The sequence below is a fragment of the Neisseria sp. P0008.S010 genome (assembly GCF_051962715.1).
In the GTDB taxonomy this organism is placed as follows: domain Bacteria; phylum Pseudomonadota; class Gammaproteobacteria; order Burkholderiales; family Neisseriaceae; genus Neisseria; species Neisseria elongata.
Genome location: NZ_JBQCVA010000027.1, coordinates 14,300 through 31,924, shown reverse-complemented (window position 1 = coordinate 31,924; position 17,625 = coordinate 14,300). Strand labels below are relative to the sequence as shown.

Annotated in this window: 16 protein-coding genes and 1 pseudogene; 15 read left to right on the top strand and 2 right to left on the bottom strand. The window is 49.3% G+C overall.

What is annotated here, in order from left to right; translation table 11 throughout:
* Positions 1–178 precede the first annotated feature (178 nt).
* Positions 179–829 (bottom strand): annotated as a pseudogene (locus tag ACTHSL_RS08090) (IS110 family transposase); the annotation flags it as partial.
* A gap of 353 nt (positions 830–1,182) precedes the next feature.
* Here ACTHSL_RS08090 and ACTHSL_RS08085 point away from each other — a divergent pair.
* Complete coding sequence (locus ACTHSL_RS08085) at positions 1,183–3,060, top strand: monovalent cation:proton antiporter-2 (CPA2) family protein (protein WP_440381015.1); 1,878 nt, start codon at positions 1,183–1,185, stop codon at positions 3,058–3,060.
* 67 nt (positions 3,061–3,127) lie between these two features.
* Here ACTHSL_RS08085 and ACTHSL_RS08080 read toward each other — a convergent pair whose 3' ends face one another.
* Positions 3,128–4,270 carry an extracellular solute-binding protein gene (locus ACTHSL_RS08080; protein WP_440381014.1) on the bottom strand — a complete coding sequence of 381 codons (1,143 nt, stop codon included), beginning with the start codon at positions 4,268–4,270 and terminating at the stop codon, positions 3,128–3,130.
* A gap of 279 nt (positions 4,271–4,549) precedes the next feature.
* Here ACTHSL_RS08080 and rpsT point away from each other — a divergent pair, with 279 nt between their 5' ends.
* The 14 genes from rpsT to ACTHSL_RS08010 all read left to right on the top strand — a co-directional run bounded on the left by rpsT (position 4,550) and on the right by ACTHSL_RS08010 (position 17,624).
* Positions 4,550–4,813, top strand: a complete 264-nt coding sequence (rpsT, locus tag ACTHSL_RS08075) for a 30S ribosomal protein S20 (RefSeq protein WP_041961506.1) — start codon at positions 4,550–4,552, stop codon at positions 4,811–4,813.
* 117 nt (positions 4,814–4,930) lie between these two features.
* Positions 4,931–6,067 (top strand): phospholipase A, encoded by a 1,137-nt coding sequence (locus ACTHSL_RS08070; protein ID WP_440381013.1) that lies wholly within the window; start codon positions 4,931–4,933, stop codon positions 6,065–6,067.
* A 107-nt stretch (positions 6,068–6,174) separates the two neighbouring features.
* Positions 6,175–6,873 (top strand): DUF502 domain-containing protein, encoded by a 699-nt coding sequence (locus ACTHSL_RS08065; protein ID WP_440381012.1) that lies wholly within the window; start codon positions 6,175–6,177, stop codon positions 6,871–6,873.
* Between the two features lie 62 nt (positions 6,874–6,935).
* Complete coding sequence (aspS, locus tag ACTHSL_RS08060; RefSeq protein ID WP_440381011.1) at positions 6,936–8,744, top strand: aspartate--tRNA ligase; 1,809 nt, start codon at positions 6,936–6,938, stop codon at positions 8,742–8,744.
* A gap of 285 nt (positions 8,745–9,029) precedes the next feature.
* Positions 9,030–9,398, top strand: a complete 369-nt coding sequence (locus ACTHSL_RS08055) for a hypothetical protein (RefSeq protein WP_440381010.1) — start codon at positions 9,030–9,032, stop codon at positions 9,396–9,398.
* Positions 9,399–9,600: 202 nt separating this feature from the next.
* Positions 9,601–10,635 carry a dihydroorotase gene (pyrC, locus tag ACTHSL_RS08050; RefSeq protein ID WP_440381009.1) on the top strand — a complete coding sequence of 345 codons (1,035 nt, stop codon included), beginning with the start codon at positions 9,601–9,603 and terminating at the stop codon, positions 10,633–10,635.
* 193 nt (positions 10,636–10,828) lie between these two features.
* On the top strand, positions 10,829–11,371 hold the full coding sequence (locus ACTHSL_RS08045; RefSeq protein WP_440381008.1) for a carboxymuconolactone decarboxylase family protein: 543 nt from the start codon (positions 10,829–10,831) through the stop codon (positions 11,369–11,371).
* A gap of 113 nt (positions 11,372–11,484) precedes the next feature.
* Positions 11,485–12,591: an acyl-CoA dehydrogenase family protein gene (locus ACTHSL_RS08040; protein WP_440381007.1), complete on the top strand. Its 1,107-nt coding sequence runs from the start codon at positions 11,485–11,487 to the stop codon at positions 12,589–12,591.
* Positions 12,592–12,933: 342 nt separating this feature from the next.
* Positions 12,934–13,104 carry a rubredoxin gene (locus ACTHSL_RS08035; RefSeq protein ID WP_040666303.1) on the top strand — a complete coding sequence of 57 codons (171 nt, stop codon included), beginning with the start codon at positions 12,934–12,936 and terminating at the stop codon, positions 13,102–13,104.
* A gap of 91 nt (positions 13,105–13,195) precedes the next feature.
* Positions 13,196–14,608, top strand: a complete 1,413-nt coding sequence (gene dnaB / locus ACTHSL_RS08030; RefSeq protein ID WP_314935057.1) for a replicative DNA helicase — start codon at positions 13,196–13,198, stop codon at positions 14,606–14,608.
* Between the two features lie 116 nt (positions 14,609–14,724).
* Positions 14,725–15,435 (top strand): pilus assembly FimT family protein, encoded by a 711-nt coding sequence (locus ACTHSL_RS08025; RefSeq protein WP_440381006.1) that lies wholly within the window; start codon positions 14,725–14,727, stop codon positions 15,433–15,435.
* 1 nt (position 15,436) lies between these two features.
* Positions 15,437–16,021 carry a type IV pilus modification protein PilV gene (gene pilV / locus ACTHSL_RS08020; RefSeq protein ID WP_440381005.1) on the top strand — a complete coding sequence of 195 codons (585 nt, stop codon included), beginning with the start codon at positions 15,437–15,439 and terminating at the stop codon, positions 16,019–16,021.
* Positions 16,022–16,026: 5 nt separating this feature from the next.
* Complete coding sequence (locus tag ACTHSL_RS08015; protein WP_440381004.1) at positions 16,027–17,121, top strand: PilW family protein; 1,095 nt, start codon at positions 16,027–16,029, stop codon at positions 17,119–17,121.
* Entirely contained in the window at positions 17,121–17,624 is a 504-nt protein-coding gene (locus ACTHSL_RS08010) for a pilus assembly PilX family protein (RefSeq protein WP_440381003.1), read from the top strand. The genes ACTHSL_RS08015 and ACTHSL_RS08010 overlap by 1 nt, the downstream gene beginning before the upstream one ends.
* The last annotated feature ends 1 nt before the right edge of the window (position 17,625 follow it).

Sequence of the window (17,625 nt, the reverse complement as noted above, 5' to 3'; positions counted from 1 at the left end):
TTTTAGTCGATTGAAAATTTTTTAGCACATTTTTATGCGTCAAATTTCGTTAACAGACTATTTTTGCAAAGGTCTCTATATATACAATACTGCTGAGAATGTTGCGGGAAAATCCTTTAAAATAAATTTTGTTTCCTAAACCCCCTATTTTAAACAAAGTCATGTTTACTTATGGCTTGAGTAGAGTAGCCGCCGTTACCGGACCGATGCCTTTGATTTGCTCCGCCACTTGGGCTTTGCCGTCAAAATGTGTGTGGGTGTGCTCGTCGATTTGTTTGTCCAACTCGTCAATCAACCGGTCAAAATGGGCAATCAGTTGTTTGACGCTTTCGACTTGCGTTTCGTGAACCTGATGCAGACGGTTTTTCTCGGCAGTCCGCATATCCACCAGCTGGTTGCGGCGGTTAACCAATGCTTCCAACACTTCTTCCGCTTCGGTGGGCGGTTGGTAGAGCATGGTTTGCCAATCTTCTTTCTGTGCCGTCATCTGTGCGAAGAAGGCGAGCATTTTGGCATTTTTGGCATCGGTTTTGGTCAGCGACTGCGATTGGGCAAACTGATGCGTCTGACGCGGGTTGGCGATGATCACGGCTATGCCTGCGCGGTGGATGGCTTTGGCGGCGGGGATTTCGAGACCGCCGGTGCTTTCTATCACGACGAGGGTGACGTTGTGTTTTTTAAGGTACTCGATAGTATGGGCGATACCTTTTGGGTTGTTGGTTTCGGTTTTGGTTTTAGACAAAGACGAAACGACGATGACGAAGTTTCGTTTGGCGATGTCGATGCCTGCGTAATGGTATTGGGTACTCATCATAAACCTGCCTTGCATTCGGTTGTGTTGTCGGGCAACTGTCCGGTTGTATAGTGGATTAAATTGAAATCAGGACAAGGCGGCGAGCCGGACAGTACAAATAGTACGGTAAGGCGAGCCAACGCTGTACTGGTTTAAATTTAATTCACTATATCGATGGGTTGCCCAACCGCTCCCTGAGCTACTTGACGGTTGTTTGCCTTGGGTGTGTACGGGTGGCGGTCGGGCGGTTTGTTGCTATGATACGGGTGTTTCGATATACAAGGTTAAAATAGTGAGGTATCTGTAGTGCTTGGAATGTTTTTTCAGACGGCCTTACCTGATAAGGAGAGACCGTCTGAAAAGTGTTTGGAATATACGAGAATAAAAATATGACGGAAATTTTACTTTTCACTTTTATTTATATGGCTTTTGCCGTGGCTGCCGTTTTGGCTTCGCAAAAATTGGGCCTGGGTTCGGTGCTGGGTTATTTGGCAGCCGGGATTTTGATTGGACCTGTATTGGGGCTGGTGGGGAAAGAAGCACAATCCATACAGCATGTTGCTGAATTCGGTGTGGTAATGATGCTGTTTTTGGTCGGTTTGGAATTGGCACCGCAGATGCTGTGGCGTTTGCGGCATAAACTATTAGGTTTAGGTGGATTGCAAGTTGGATTAACTTTGGCTGCCATTGCTGGTTTGGCTGTGTTGTTGGGGCAAACCTGGCAAATAGGTGTGGCTGTCGGCTGTATATTGGCATTGTCGTCCACGGCCATCGTGCTGCAGACATTTAGTGAGAAGAATTTGTTGCCGACTCCAGGCGGGCAGGCTGGTTTTGCTGTGTTGCTGTTTCAAGATGTTGCAGCCATTCCGATGTTGGCGTTGTTGCCTTTGTTAGGAACGGCTGTTGTCAAGTCGGAGCATGGTGATGCACAGGCTAATCTTTTGGTTGATCAGCCGGGCTGGATCATTGCTTTGGTCAGCGTTGCTGCAATTGCCGTCATTGTTATCGGCGTACGCTATCTTGTGCCTGCCACTTTCCGCTTTATCAGTAAAAGCCGTTTGCGAGAGATGTTTACATTATTTACCTTGGCTTTAGTAGTAGGCATTGCAACTTTGATGTCGTTGATTGGTTTGTCTCCCGCATTGGGTGCGTTTATCGCAGGCGTGGCATTAGCAAACAGTTCATACCGGCATGAAATGGAAAGCCATTTAGAGCCTTTCAAAGGTTTGCTGCTCGGATTGTTTTTCATTACGGTAGGGGCGAGTATGAATTTTGGCTTGTTAGGCCGTGAGTTCTTACTGATTTTGGGTCTGACTGTCGCCACTATGGTAGTAAAGGCTTTCGTGTTGTTCATATTGGGTAAATTGTTCCGTCTGCCCTCTACTGCCGGAAAATTGTTTGCTTTGAGTTTAGCTCAGGCCGGGGAGTTTGGCTTCGTGCTTCTGTCCATTTCCCAGCAAAATCGTGTATTGCCGCAAGCACTGGCAGATCGTATTTCCCTTGTGGTCGCATTATCCATGCTGCTGACGCCGGTATTGTTTATCCTGTACGATAAGGTAATTGCTCCGCGCGGTATAGCCAAAGAAAACGAGAGTCGTCCGAACGACGAAATACATGAGGAAAATCCGATTATTTTGTTGGGGCATGGGCGATTTGGACGGCAAATCAACAGCATGCTGACAGGATGCGGCTTTCATACCACAGTTATTGACTTTCATGCTGAAACCGTGGAAGGTCTGAGCAAATATGGCTGTAAGATTTACTACGGTGATGCAACTAGTCCGGAATTATTGAATTCTATCGGCTTAGGGAAGGCAAAATTATTGATTGTTGCCATCGGGGATGATGACCAATCAACAGAAGTGGTGAAGTTCGTTCGCCGGCATTACCCTACGTTGACCATTATTGCCAGGGCGCATGGGCAACAGCATGCTTACAACCTGCATCATGCAGGAGCGGATTTTATCGTCAGGGAAACTTTTGACGGTGCGATTCGCAGCGGACGGATTGCTTTGGAAAGTTTGGGCGTACCGTTGGCGCAGGCCAAGGATTTGAGTGAGTTTTACGCGGCCCGAGACCGATATCACTTATTTGCCTTGTCGGAACTGTATGATCCAGAAGTGCCGCCGTTTGCCAATGAAGCATTGATGGAAAAATCTAAGCAACTTGATGAGGAAACTGCGAAAATGATGCAAACGCTGTTACGCGGAGGAACCGTGGATTGGCAGAACGAAGCTGCCGATTGGGCGTATAGTAAAAAGAATTAAACTGTATGCCAGCCATAAAATAAAAAAGGCCGTCTGAAAGTTTTCAGACGGCCTTTTTGCATAGAAATCAGTTGCCTGATTTGATTTTTTGCCACAAATCGACGGTTTGTTTTTTCGCTTCATTGCTCATTTGAGGCATCACAAAACCATCGGCCATATCCTGATCGTTCGGGAAAATCGAACGGACTTCAACCAGCTTCGGATCCATCAGTTTTTTGGCAGGCAAACTTGCGGGAGCAAAGGTAACAAAATTACCGTTTCGGGCGGCAACTTCGGGTTGCAGGGTGTAATTGATATATTTGTGTGCGTTAGCCACGTTTTTGGCATCGGCGGGAATCAGCCAAGATTCAATCCAAAAACCCATGCCTTTCGGTGTCAAAACTTCGATGCCGACTTTGCTGCCAACTTCTTCCGAACGTTTCTTCGCCATATTCAGGTCGCCACCGTTGCCGACGGCCAAGCAGACGTCGCCTCGCGCCAGTTCGTCAATCAATGACGGGCTGAAACGTTTGATGTCTGGGCGCACTTTTTTTAATATTTCCGCAGCGGCTTCAATATCGGCGGGATTTTTACCTGCCGGATCCTTGCCCAGATAGTTCAGGATGATGGGGAAAACTTCACTCGGCGTATCCCACATGGCGATGCCGCAGCCTTTCAGTTTGGACGTGTATTCGGGTTTGAACAGCAAATCCCAGCCGTTTTCAGGTAACTGGCCGCCCAAAGCCTCTTTACCTTTAGCTGTAATCGCCACGGTGTTGACGCCAGAAAAATAGGGGACGGCATATTCGTTGCCGGGGTCGGCAGTTGCCAGCATCTCCAGCAATTTGGGATTGATGTCTTTGTAATTCGGGATTAGGTCTTTATTGATTTTTTGATAGGCACCGGCCTGAATTTGGCGCGGAAGGAAGGCGATGCCGGGAACCACCAAGTCGTAGCCCGATTTCCCTGTCAGCACTTTGGCTTCCAGCGTTTCGTTGTTTTCGTATAAGTCGTAAACCAGTTTCAAGTTGTTGGCTTGCTTGAATTCGTCTACGGTATCTTCATCCACATAATTCGACCAGTTGTAGATATTCAGCGCGTCGGTAGCGCCGCTATTGGCAGCAGTTGCAGGCGTTTGACCGTTGTTTTGTGAATCGGCGGCCTGTTCGGATTTTCCGCCGCAGGCGGCAAGAGCCAGTGCAATCATTGCAGTCAATAAAGTTTTTTTCATGATGGCTATCATTCCTTGGTGTTGATAAAAAAGCTTCCTGCCGTTTATTTCAGTATGCACTGATTCGGTTCGGTAGGATGAGGGGATTGTAATGTTATTTTTACAAAAAATCAAAATATTAAACATAACTTCCTGTGAGGGGTTTGCCGGTTTTGCATCCAACCGTACACATAAGGAGGCCGTCTGAAAAAGCCTTTACGATAAAAACCTTGCATCTGGGCAGTTTAGTTATTAAAATGCCGCGTTTACGAAATTCAATTCATTCAGGAGATATCCGATATGGCCAATAGCGCACAAGCCCGCAAGCGTGCACGTCAGGCAGTGAAAAACCGCGCGCATAACGCCAGTTTGCGTACTGCGTTCCGCACTGCCGTAAAAAAAGTTTTGAAAGCTGTTGAAGCAGGCGATAAAGCCGCGGCACAATCCGTATTCCGCGACGCGGTAAAAGTGTTGGACCGCATTGCCGACAAAGGCGTATTCCACAAAAATAAAGCAGCACGACACAAAAGCCGTCTGTCTGCCAAAATCAAAGCAATGGCATAACAGCCTTTGCCGACCATCGCCCCCGAGACGGCCGCCTTGCGGTTGGCGGGGGTTGTTTTTTATGGTGGCGTAATTGGGGGCGGCACCGGACAATTCTGCATAAAACAGAGTGGATGAATGTATAAATACCGTTTTTTGCTTTTTGCTGTTGCAGCCGCGTTGCCGGCAGCCGCAGTTGCCAACGATGCTGCATTGCAATGTACGTTATTGCAAGACAATGCCTTAAGGTTGGCCTGTTACGATAAGGTTTTTGCCGCACAATTGCCGCCGGAGCAGCCGCTTTCAGAGCATGAGGCTGACGGCAAACCTCAGCTCGACGTTGTGCAAAGCGTTCGCCAGAGCATGGGGAACAAAGAGACGACGTTGGTGTTTGATACGCCGGAAGGGCAGGCGGAGCCGTCTCAAGAGTTGGCCGATGCGGCAGCCGCCTATACGCCTTTGAGTCAGATGTATGATTTGGATGCCAACGATCCGCACGGTATTTTAACCGTACGGGAACACAACCCCATGTACCTCATGCCTGTATGGTACAACAGCAGCCCGAATTATGCGCCGTCTTCGCCAACGCGGGGCGCGGCTTCGCAGGAACGGTTTTCGGATCAAAAACGGATAGAAACCAAAATGCAGGTTTCTTTCAAGAGCAAAATTGCTGAAGATTTGTTTAAAAGCCGTGCCGATTTATGGTTTGGCTATACCCAGAAATCCGATTGGCAGATTTATAACCAAGGCCGCCGTTCCGCGCCGTTCCGCAATACGGATTACGAGCCTGAAATTTTCATTACCCAACCCGTGAAGGCCCAGCTGCCATGGGGCGGCAGGCTCCGTATGTTGGGTGTGGGTTTTGCTCACCAGTCAAACGGGCAAAGCAGGCCGGAGTCGCGCTCTTGGAATAAAGTTTACGCAATGGCCGGTATGGAGTGGGGCAAGCTGACGGTTATCCCGCGCGTTTGGATGAGGCTTTTCGACAGCAGCGGCGAAGATAACGATAATCCCGATTTAACCAAATATTTGGGTTATGGCGACGTCAAACTGCAATACCGCCTGAATGACAAACATAATTTTTCGACCACTTTGCGCTACAACCCGAAAAGCGGCTATGGCGCGGCGGAGGCGGCCTACACTTTCCCCATCAAGGGCAAACTGCAGGGAGTGGTGCGCGGCTTTCACGGTTACGGCGAGAGCCTGATTGACTATAACCACAAACAAAGCGGCATCGGTTTCGGCTTGATGTTCAACGGTTGGGACGGTTTTTAAAACTTTCAGACGGCCTCTTTCAAAGATACCCGGAGGCCGTCTGAAAAATTCGTTTCTTTCAAAACGGCGGCGTATAATGCGCAGCCTGCTCCACATAGAACAAAGGCATGGCAGACAAAAAACAAGAAGGCGGTATTGGCAAAGCGCTGAAAAAATACCTGATTACCGGCGTTCTGGTATGGACGCCGATTGCCGTTACCGTGTGGGTAATCGGTTATATCATTTCCGCAACCGATCAGTTGGCGGCATTGATTCCGGCGCAATGGCAGCCGGAACGCTACCTCGGCTTCCATCTGCCGGGAACCGGATTCCTTGTGGCCGTAGTCGTCTTATTGATTACCGGCGTGTTTGCCGCCAATATGCTGGGACGCAAGATTTTGGAGGGGTGGGATTCGCTTTTGGGGCGTATCCCGGTGGTGAAATCCATCTATTCCAGCGTAAAAAAAGTATCCGAATCCTTATTTTCCGACAACAGCCGATCGTTTAAAACGCCGGTTTTGGTTCCTTTTCCGCAGCCGGATATTTGGACGATCGGATTCGTATCCGGTGCTTTGGCCGAAAGCGTTGCCTCCGCCCTGCCGGCACAGGAAGGTTATATTCCCGTTTATGTACCGACCACGCCCAACCCGACCGGCGGCTATTACATCATGGTGAAAAAGAGCGACGTGCGCGAACTCGACATGAGCGTGGACGACGCATTGAAATATGTGATTTCGCTGGGCATGGTGATACCCGATGAAGTGCCGGCAAAAGCTTTTGCCGAATACAGGCCGTCTGAAAACGGCGATACGGAACAAAACAATTAAGGTGTCTTTTCAGACGGCCTTTTCTTTCTTTTTAAATTGAACAATCATAAAAAGGTGATTTTATGCGTACCAACTATTGCGGCCTAATCAGCGAGCAATACTTAGACCAAACCGTAACCGTCAAAGGCTGGGTACACCGCCGGCGCGACCACGGCGGTGTGATCTTTATCGACCTGCGCGACCGCGAAGGCATCGTCCAAGTCGTGATTGACCCCGATACGCCCGAAGCGTTTGCCACTGCCGATTCCGCCCGCAACGAATACGTTTTGAGCATTACCGGCCGCGTGCGCAACCGTCCCGAAGGTACGACTAACGACAAAATGATTTCCGGCAAAATCGAAATCCTTGCCAAAGAAATCGAAGTCTTGAACGCTGCCGCTACGCCGCCGTTCCAAATCGATGACGAAAACATCAGCGAAAACGTGCGTCTGACCAACCGCGTTATCGACTTGCGCCGTCCGGTGATGCAGCGCAACCTGCGCCTGCGTTATCAAGTCGCTATGGGCGTTCGCCGTTATCTGGACGCGCAAGGCTTCATCGACATCGAAACCCCGATGCTGACCCGCTCCACGCCTGAAGGCGCACGCGACTACCTCGTGCCGAGCCGCGTTCATCCGGGCGAGTTTTTCGCGCTGCCGCAATCGCCGCAATTGTTCAAACAACTGTTGATGGTGGCGGGTTTCGATCGTTACTACCAAATTACCAAGTGCTTCCGCGACGAAGACTTGCGCGCCGACCGCCAGCCTGAATTCACCCAAATCGACTTGGAAACCTCGTTCTTGAACGAGGATGAAATCATGGACATCACCGAAGGCATGGCAAAACAAGTTTTCCAAGACGCATTGGGCGTGGACTTGGGCGATTTCCCGCGTATGCCTTACGCCGAAGCCATGTTCTACTACGGCTCCGACAAACCCGATATGCGCATCAGCCTGAAATTCACCGAGCTGACCGACCTGATGAAGACCGAAGAATTCAAAGTCTTCCGTGGCGCAGCCGACATGAAAGGCGGTCGCGTGGTCGCTCTGCGCGTACCGAACGGCGCGAAATTCAGCCGTAAAGAAATCGACGAATACACCAAATTTGTCGGCATCTACGGCGCGAAAGGTTTGGCGTACATCAAAGTGAACGACGTCAGCAACTTTTCCAACGGCGAAGACAGCGGCCTGCAATCTCCAATCGTGAAATTCCTGTCTGAAAACACCCTGAAAGAAATCATTGCCCGTACCGGAGCACAAAACGGCGACATCATCTTCTTCGGCGCAGACAAAGCCAAAGTCGTGAACGAAGCCATCGGCGCACTGCGTATCAAAGTCGGCTTGGAACACGGCGCGGAAAACGGCTACTTCGTGGACGAATGGAAACCTTTGTGGGTCGTCGATTTCCCGATGTTCGAATACGACGAAGACGGCGACCGCTGGGCAGCCATGCACCATCCGTTCACCTCGCCCAAGCCCGGTCATGAAGACCTGATGGTATCCGATCCTGAAAACTGCCTGGCACGCGCCTACGATATGGTGTTGAACGGCTGGGAAATCGGCGGCGGTTCTATCCGTATCCACCGTGCCGACGTACAGGAAAAAGTGTTTGCCGCACTGAAAATCAGCCCCGAAGAGCAACAGGAAAAATTCGGCTTCCTCTTGGACAACCTGAAATTCGGCGCGCCTCCGCACGGCGGCTTGGCATTCGGTCTCGACCGTCTGGTAACACTGATGACCGGTGCCGAATCCATCCGCGACGTGATTGCCTTCCCGAAAACCCAACGTGCCCAATGTCTGCTGACCAACGCGCCGAATGCGGTAGACGACAAACAGCTGCGCGAATTGAGTTTGCGCCTGCGTCAAAAAGCGACCGAAAATAAAGAAGCGTAGTTTTCCGCTTGTAACGGTTAAAGGCCGTCTGAAAAACAGCTTTCAGACGGCCTTTCCCATTTTTCAGCCAATTCAAATCAAGCGGAAGCATCCTGTTGATGCGGAAACGGCAACGCCGTTTTGCGGAACGGCCGCCGAGTGAAAAGCCGTGTAAAGGCACGGCAAGGCAGGTCGGCCGCGGGTAAAAGCATGTTTCCCCGCTTGATTGCCCGTTTGCGCTCCGATTAGGATGAGAGCCTTTCGAACAGGCAGTTTGTCTGCCCGATCTTAAAAGGAAGTGAGCATATGCATAAAACAAAAACCTTGCTGCTGACCGGCATCCTGTCCCTTTTTTCCGCCGCCGCGTTTGCCTCGCCCGTGCCGTCTGAAATATACAAACCAATCGGCGCGCGAACCTTGAAAGCCCATCATCAAGGAAGCGGGGAGTTCGAATATGAAGCCGAGTTGCCCGGCAAACGCATTTCCATTCCTTCGCTGGCGGAAAAAGTCATCGCTTATGCACGCAGTCACGGTTTTCAGATTGTCGAATCGAAAATCAAACACGACGATGCCGATTTGAAATTCAAACGCGGCAATCAGGAATTGGATGTCTCGATTGAGGACAAGGGACACCGCATCGAATATAAGGCCGATTTGGATTTGGATAACCATTAGGCCGGTTTCAATGGAAAGGCCGTCTGAAAGGTTGGGCTTCGCGGGAAACGGGGGCCTTTCAGACGGCCTTTGTGCCTTATTGCCGGCATTCCGGCATTTCACTATATAATTGCGCAGTCAGACGGATGGAGAAGTGCGGCCGTCTGAAAACACACGGGCCGTTGCAGCCCGAGCCATCCATCAACCCACTAAAAGAACAGCCATGCAAACCCTGACCATTACCCAGCCCGACGATATGCACCTCCACCTGCGCGACGGCGACGCGCTCCGAGCCGTACTGCCGTTTACCGCCCGCCAAATGGGCCGCGCCGTCATCATGCCCAACTTGAAGCCGCCCGTCGTCAGCGTGGCCGACGCGCTGGCCTACAAACAGCGCATCATTGCCGCTCTGCCCGAAGGCAGCACGTTTGAGCCGTTGATGACGCTTTATCTGACCGACAAGGCCACGCCCGAGCTTGTACGCGAAGCCAAAGCGGCCGGTATCGTCGCCTTCAAACTTTATCCGGCGGGTGCCACCACCAATTCCGATTCCGGCGTAACCGATTTATTCAAACTGTTGCCTGTGTTGCACGAAATCGCCGCGCAGGATATGCGCTTTTTAGTCCACGGCGAAGTAACCGATTCCGACATCGACATTTTTGACCGCGAAGCCGCTTTCATCGAGCGCGTGATGAAACCCGTTTTGGCGCAAGTACCGAATCTGAAAGTCGTGTTCGAACACATCACTACTGCCGAAGCCGCGCGCCTTGTCTTGGAAGTAGGCGACAACGTGGCCGCTACCGTTACCCCGCAGCACCTGCTGCTCAACCGCAATGATTTGCTGGTCGGCGGCATACACCCGCATCATTACTGCCTGCCAGTATTGAAACGCGAAAGCCACAGGCAGGCACTGGTGGCCGCCGTAACCGGTGAGAAAGCGCACAAATTCTTCTTAGGCACGGACTCCGCCCCGCATGCCCAATCGGCCAAAGAAAACGCCTGCGGTTGCGCGGGTATGTTCAGTGCGGCGACCGCCGTCGAGCTGTATGCCGAAATATTCGAACAGGCGGGCGCGTTGGACAAACTCGAAGCCTTTGCCTCGCAAAACGGCGCGCGCTTCTACGGCTTGCCGTTCAACACGCGGAAAATCACGCTGGTCAAACAGCCGCAGCGCATCCCCGACAGCATCCCCTACGGCGAAGACAAACTGATACCGATGCGTGCCGGCGGCAACACCGAATGGTCGGTACAGTATTGAATTAAAGGCTGTTTCAATATAAGAGAGGCCGTCTGAAAATGTTGCGGGTTGGGCAATCCGGCATTTTTAGACGGCCTCTTTATAACTTTTGGTTTGAACGTGCGGACGAAATGTTCTTTTCCCCGATTTCGGCTTTGCCGTATTATCCGCCGTCTCTTAATTGCAACGACACACTCAAAAAAGGAATACAGATATGGCACGTTTAACCATTCATACCGTTGAAAGCGCACCGGAAAAAGCAAAAACCCGCGTTGAAGCGGCTTTGAAAAACAACGGCTTCCTGCCGAACCTGATCGGCGTATTGGCCAATTCGCCCGAAGCTCTGGCTTTCTATCAGGAAGTCGGCAAGCTCAACGGCGAAACTTCGCTGACCGCAGGCGAACGCGAAGTGGTGCAGATTTTGGCGGCTAAAATCAACCAATGCGGCTTCTGCGTGGCCGGACACACCAAGCTGGCAACTTTGAAAAAACTGTTGAAAGAAGAAGAAATCCAGGCAGTGCGTGCGGTAGCGCCGATTGCCGATGCCAAATTGAACGCCCTTTCTGATTTTACGCAGCAGGTTATGGCGCAAAAAGGCAATGTGTCCGACGAAGAGCTGAAAGCCTTTTTCGATGCCGGCTACAACCAGCAGCAGGCGGTTGAAGTCGTACTGGGCGTAGCCTTGGCCACCCTGTGCAATTACACCAACAATCTGGCGCGCACTGAAATCAATCCCGAATTGCAAGCCTACGCCTAAAAACAGGTTTGCATGATGAAAGGCCGTCTGAAAACTCCCCGCTTCACTGAGCGGACACTTTCAGACGGCCTTCAAGCTGATGAACGCCCCACCTTCACAATCTGGAGAATATTATGTCCCGCGAAACCCTTTTGAAACACGTTGCCGAACTGGTGCAGACCAAGCTGAAACCCTTGGTGGAAGACATCGACCGCAAGGGGCTTTATCCCGAAGCCTTTTTGCGCGAATTGGGCGGGATGGGCGGTTTTGCCGCTGTAGGCAGCGCGGAAGAGGGCGGCAGCGCGCTTGGTTTGGCCGTGCAAATCGAAGTGTTGCGCGAGGTCGGCAAAGCATGCGGCGCCACTGCGTTTTCCGCCTGGTGTCAGGCCGCCTGCGCTTGGTATCTGCACCAAACGCCGAACGCGGAAGTGAAACGCCGTTATCTGTCCGACGTGTTGAACGGACGCGTGCTGGCGGGAACGGGAATGTCGAATACGGTCAAACACTTGGCCGGAATCGAGAAGCATCAGTTGCAGGCGGAGCGTATCGAGGGCGGTTACCGCGTCAACGGCATTCTGCCGTGGGTATCGAATTTGGGCGACAACCATATTTGGGCGAATACGGCGCAGTTGGGCGAAGAATATGTGATGTTCATCACCGGCGGCGGTCGCGAAGGCGTGTCGCTGATTCCGTGTCCGGAATTCTGCGGCTTGGAAGGCACGCGCACGTTTGCCATTAAATTTGAAAACGTTTTTGTGCCGAATGAAGATGTTATCGCGCAGCCGGAACAGTTTGAAACATATATCAAATCCATCAAGGCCGGTTTTATCCTGCTGCAAATCGGCATCGGTGCCGGCATTATCGACGGCTGTCTGGCTGAAATCGCCGCTTCGAATGCAGGCAGCGAAACCAACGACTTCCTTGATAACGGTTACGACGAGCTGAACAACCGTTTTCAGACGGCCTTGTCGCGCACTATCGAGCTGGCAGATGCCGCCTACCGCAACGAACCCGAATTGTTGGAAACCCTGCGTTTGCGCGAAGCTGCCGCCTGGCTGTGTTTGGATGCCGCCCAGTCGGCCGCACTGCACACCGGTGCCGCAGGTTATTTGATGAGCAGCCCGGTGCAACGGAGGGTGCGGGAGGCCATGTTTGTCGCCATCGTTACGCCCGCAATCAAACATCTGCGCAAAGAAATCAGCGAACTGGAATTTATCGGCGAGGGAGAGTTTTCCATTTAACCCTGTATCCGTCGTCAAACTGTCGGTACAATACCGACGAACAGGTGAAAAGGCCGTTTCAGACGGCCTTTTTTGACAGCAACGGTATGCGGACGGGCTGTTTCAAGCGCATGGCCGATGAGGTGAGATAGATGGGCGTTTGTTCAGACGGCCTAATCTGACGGATGGGAGGTGTAGGATTTCCTCTGGTTTTCACGTTAAAAAATCGGTGCATTCGTTATGTAGAAGGTGATTCATCTGCTGATGCGGTAATCAAAGCGAAGGCCGCGTCGGCTGATTGGCAGTTCCACTATAAACGGACGAATGCTGTGTTTGCCCGCCGCTACATTAAGGATATGGGAAATGGCTCAATATGTATGCGTATTATGTGAATGGATTTATGATGAAGAATTGGGCGACCCCAAGCGCGGCATCGCCCCGGGAACAAAATTCGCCGATTTGCCCGACGATTGGGAGTGTCCGGAATGTTTTGCCGGTAAAGACGAGTTTGAGTTAATTGAATTCGGTGACTGATAAATAACGGAAATGGTCCGAGCAAACCGGAACGGGTTTGCTCGGACCATTTCCGTTATAATGCCCGTCCCGGTTTATTTTGGTGAAAAAAATGGAACAACAATATGCCGATTATGCGGATGACGGCTTAAACGAAGTGGCTGCCCTGTCGTTGCCGCCGCATTCTGTCGAAGCGGAACAGTCGGTTTTGGGCGGATTGCTGCTGGAAAACAGCGCATGGGACCGCATTGCCGACGTGGTTGCCGGGGAGGACTTTTACCGGCATGAACATCGGGTAATTTTCCGCACAATTGCGGCACTAATTAACGAAAGTCGCCCTGCGGACATCATTACCGTTCAGGAGTGGCTGGAGAGAAATGACGAGCTGGAAGCGGTAGGCGGATTCAATTATCTGATTACATTGGCACAAAATACGCCGTCTGCCGCAAATATCCGACGTTATGCCGAAATTGTGCGGGAGAAGTCCGTAATGCGGCAATTGGCTGAAGTCGGCACGGAAATTGCTAGAAATGCCTATAATCCGCAAGGAAAAGACGCAGCCCAGCTACTGGATGAAGCGGAAAACAAAGTTTTCCAAATTGCAGAAAGCACAGCCAAGTCGAAACAGGGTTTTTTGGAATTGCCGGATTTGCTGAAAGAAGTTGTCGAACGCATCGACATGCTTTATGCGCGCGACAATCCGGATGAAGTAACCGGGGTTCCTACCGGATTTATCGACTTGGATAAGAAAACCTCCGGTTTGCAGCCGGGAGATTTGATTATCGTGGCCGGTCGGCCGTCGATGGGTAAAACAGCGTTTTCCATCAATATTGCCGAGCATGTTGCAGTGGAAAGTAAATTGCCGGTAGCCGTGTTTTCGATGGAGATGGGCGGCGCGCAGTTGGTGATGCGTATGCTGGGTTCGGTCGGCCGTTTGGATCAGCATATCTTGAAAACGGGTGCGTTGCAGGATGAGCATTGGGGACGTTTGAACGAAGCAGTCAATAAACTGGCCGATGCGCCGATGTTTATCGATGAAACTGCAGGGCTGACCGCTTTGGAATTACGCGCCCGTGCCCGTAGGTTGGCAAGGCAGTTTGGCGGCAAATTGGGCTTGATTGTTATCGACTACTTGCAGTTGATGGAAAGTTCGGGAAGAACGGACAACCGTGCCGCCGCATTGGGAGAAATTTCCCGCTCATTAAAATCCTTGGCCAAAGAGTTGCAAGTACCGATTATCGCATTGTCGCAATTGAGCCGTTCGGTCGAGCAGAGAACTGATAAGAGGCCGATGATGTCGGATTTGCGTGAGTCGGGGGCGATTGAGCAAGATGCGGATTTGATTATGTTCATGTATCGAGACGAATACTACAATCCTGAGTCACCAATGAAAGGTTTGGCCGAATGTATTATCGGCAAACATCGTAACGGCCCGGTTGGGAAGGTTTATCTGACTTGGATGGGGCAGTTTACCAAATTCGATAATGCGGCATATGTGCCGGATGCGGCCATGATGGACGAGTAAGTTTATCCATTAGAGAACAATTAAAATTTTCTAGAATACTGGAATATAAGCTCCATTATCGTTTAGAATAATGGAATAAAAATACTGCGAAAACAATTGAAAGTTGGGAATGAATTATGGGATCTAGGCAAAAGGGTTTTACCCTGATTGAATTGATGGTGACAATAGCTATTATGGCCATAATGGCAGTAATTGCTATTCCAAATTTTGCAGAATGGGTTGCTAAGAGGCGTGTTGCATCAGTAGCTGAAAAAGTGGCCAGTCAAATCAGGTTTGCTAGGGCAGAAGCGGCAAGGCTGAATAAGCCGGTTTATTTGTGCCCGGTACAAATTAAGACAGACGGTAAGCCAGATCAGTATTGTAAGAGTGCTTTTGCAGGTTCTGGTTATGCTGTATGGGCTGATTCGCCGGTGTATGACCAAAAATATGAAAGAAACAAAGATGAATCTTTGCGTACAATAGTAATGAATAAAGCAAAAGATCAGATAAAAGTTCGTTATCAAATCAGGAATGTGGGATTTGATGGAAAAGATATAGGGGCAGAGAAGGATGCAAAAATATTGGCGTTTTTTCCAGATGGTTCAATAAAAAGATATAGTGTTGACAGCACAGGGAAAATGAAAGTTGGCTATCCTGTTGGTGGTTTTACTAAATTCACATTTACCGATAATGATGCTAAAGATAAAGACACAAGTGAGCGTAGAGCGGTAACTTTGCTGGTGTCAGGCGGGCAAGTTAGTTTCTGTGCCAATGGCGATAGCCGTCCGGCTTGTAAGTATGATGTCGATTTAACTGGCGAAACATGTAATGAGTATGGCGGATGTTAATATGAAAATAAATAAATATATGGGAATTGGATTCCAACAGCAGGGTTTTGCTTTAATTGAGGTTTTGATTTCTGTTGTGGTCTTGGCTTTGGGTATTTTGGCATTGTTGGCAACCCAGTTACGTTCAGTGGGCAGTGTTAGGGATGCTGAAACTCAAAGTATCGCAGCACAAGCTGCCCAAAATTTGATTGAAGGGATGACGGCTAATCCAAAACTAGAGTTAGTTAACGATACTAAGTGGACGAAAAAGAAATATGATCATTATATAAATCCAACTCGGGTTACGGATAATACTGGTAGTTATAATGCGGACAACCTTGCTTTGAAACAGCTGGAAGAATTTAATGAGGAGTTGAACGAAACTAAGCTGGGAGATATGAATGTTAGAACGAAGATCTGTAAGACCAAAGATTTGAAAACAGCTATTACAATAGATCCGGACACTGGTGATGTTTCAGATTGGGGTTGTGATGGTGCAGGTAAAGTGGCAATAAAAATTGCTTGGTTGGTTCAGCCTTTGTCGGATAAAAGTACAGATAAGGCACGAACGGTTAGTTATCAAACTTATATTAGGGACGGGGAGTAAATTTTATGAAATGGTACAACAATAGATATACCGTCTTACCTAAAAAAATTACGGGGTTTACTTTAATTGAACTTTTAGTTGCCAGTGCGTTAAGTATTATTGTGCTGATTGCAGCGGGCTACGGTTTTGTAACGACGCACAAGCTTAGTCAGGTAGCGAAGGGGCGATTGCAAGTGCAAAATGATTTGCGTAATGCGACCAATATGATTGTGCGTGATGCCAGAATGGCAGGTTCGTTTGGTTGCTTTAATTTGGCGAAAACGGTTACAAATAATAAGGTAAAATTGAAAGATCATGGTGCTGCCAATAAGTTGGGAGCTTTAGAGTATAATGACCAAAATCAAGGCATAAAATATTTGGATGGAACGGCCTTGCCGCTACCTAAGTTTACTGTTAGTAAGTCTAGCCCAAAAGTTTTGCTTTTTACTTACGGAATTGGATCAAGTAGTACGTATACTGGTAGTAAGGATAGTTTTTCTGTCCATATTGAGAAAGGTAGTGAACTCGCAGAGTTGAGTGGCCAGACTGATGCCCCTATTATTATCAGTACTTGTTCATCACTAGAAAGGTTTCCAAGTAGTACTAAAACGTTAGATAGTGATGGCAAAAAGCTAATGGTTACGAAGTTGGATCCTAATCTGGATACTGAACATGACACTGTAGTCAATGCTAAGCGTCAGTCAGAAATATCTGTATTTAGGCAAGTGGTTAATATATATGCGATTGGCACACCTACAGGCGGAGAAGAGGGGCTCTATTTATTTCAGTTAAATCCAAATGGGGAGATTAGTGAACCTCAATTGTTATTGGCAGGGGTGAAATCTTGGGAGTTGGAGTTTGGATATGTTCAATCTCCAGGCTGTAAATCTATGCAGAATGATGTCAAAATTAAATTTACCGATAAGATTGAAAGTAGCAAAACGGCATTGTCCCCTGCCTTGTTGAGAATGAAATTACAGGGTTCTGGCAGTGAAGGAACGATTCAAGGTGGCCAAGCTGCAAATAATTCTGAATCTGATGTTCAGACTTATTATATTAATGCAACTGTACGGGGAGGTAACGCATGTGCAGAGCGCAATTTCCAAGAGGATGCAAGTTAATGAAACACCAATATAATGTAAGAGGATTTTCTCTACCGATTGTAATGATCATGATGGTAGTACTTGCGATTTTAGTTTTGGCGGCAACGCAGCTATTCAATACCGAAAGTCGATTGAGTAGTAATGATGCGGATCGTAAGATGACGATGCAGGTTGCAGAGGCGGCTTTGCGCCAAGGAGAGCAGGCTATTGTAGATCAAGATTTAGTAGGTCTTGATAAAAAAGCAAAATTTGTATCTGGGTGTTCCGATGATGGTCTATGCCAACCATCGCAGTCCGAACAGGCTGTTTGGGAAGGTGGAAGTGAGAGTTTGCTTGAAAAAAAAGGTAAAGAGTATACGGCACCTACACAAGAAACAGTAGTGAGTAAAAAGCCACGGTATTTGATTGAATGGATTTCAGAAGATGCTAATCGGATTGTTTATCGAGTTACTGCGAGGGCGTGGGGGGAGAATGCTAATACAGTTGTCACCTTACAATCGTATGTTGCAGCGGATATGTAAG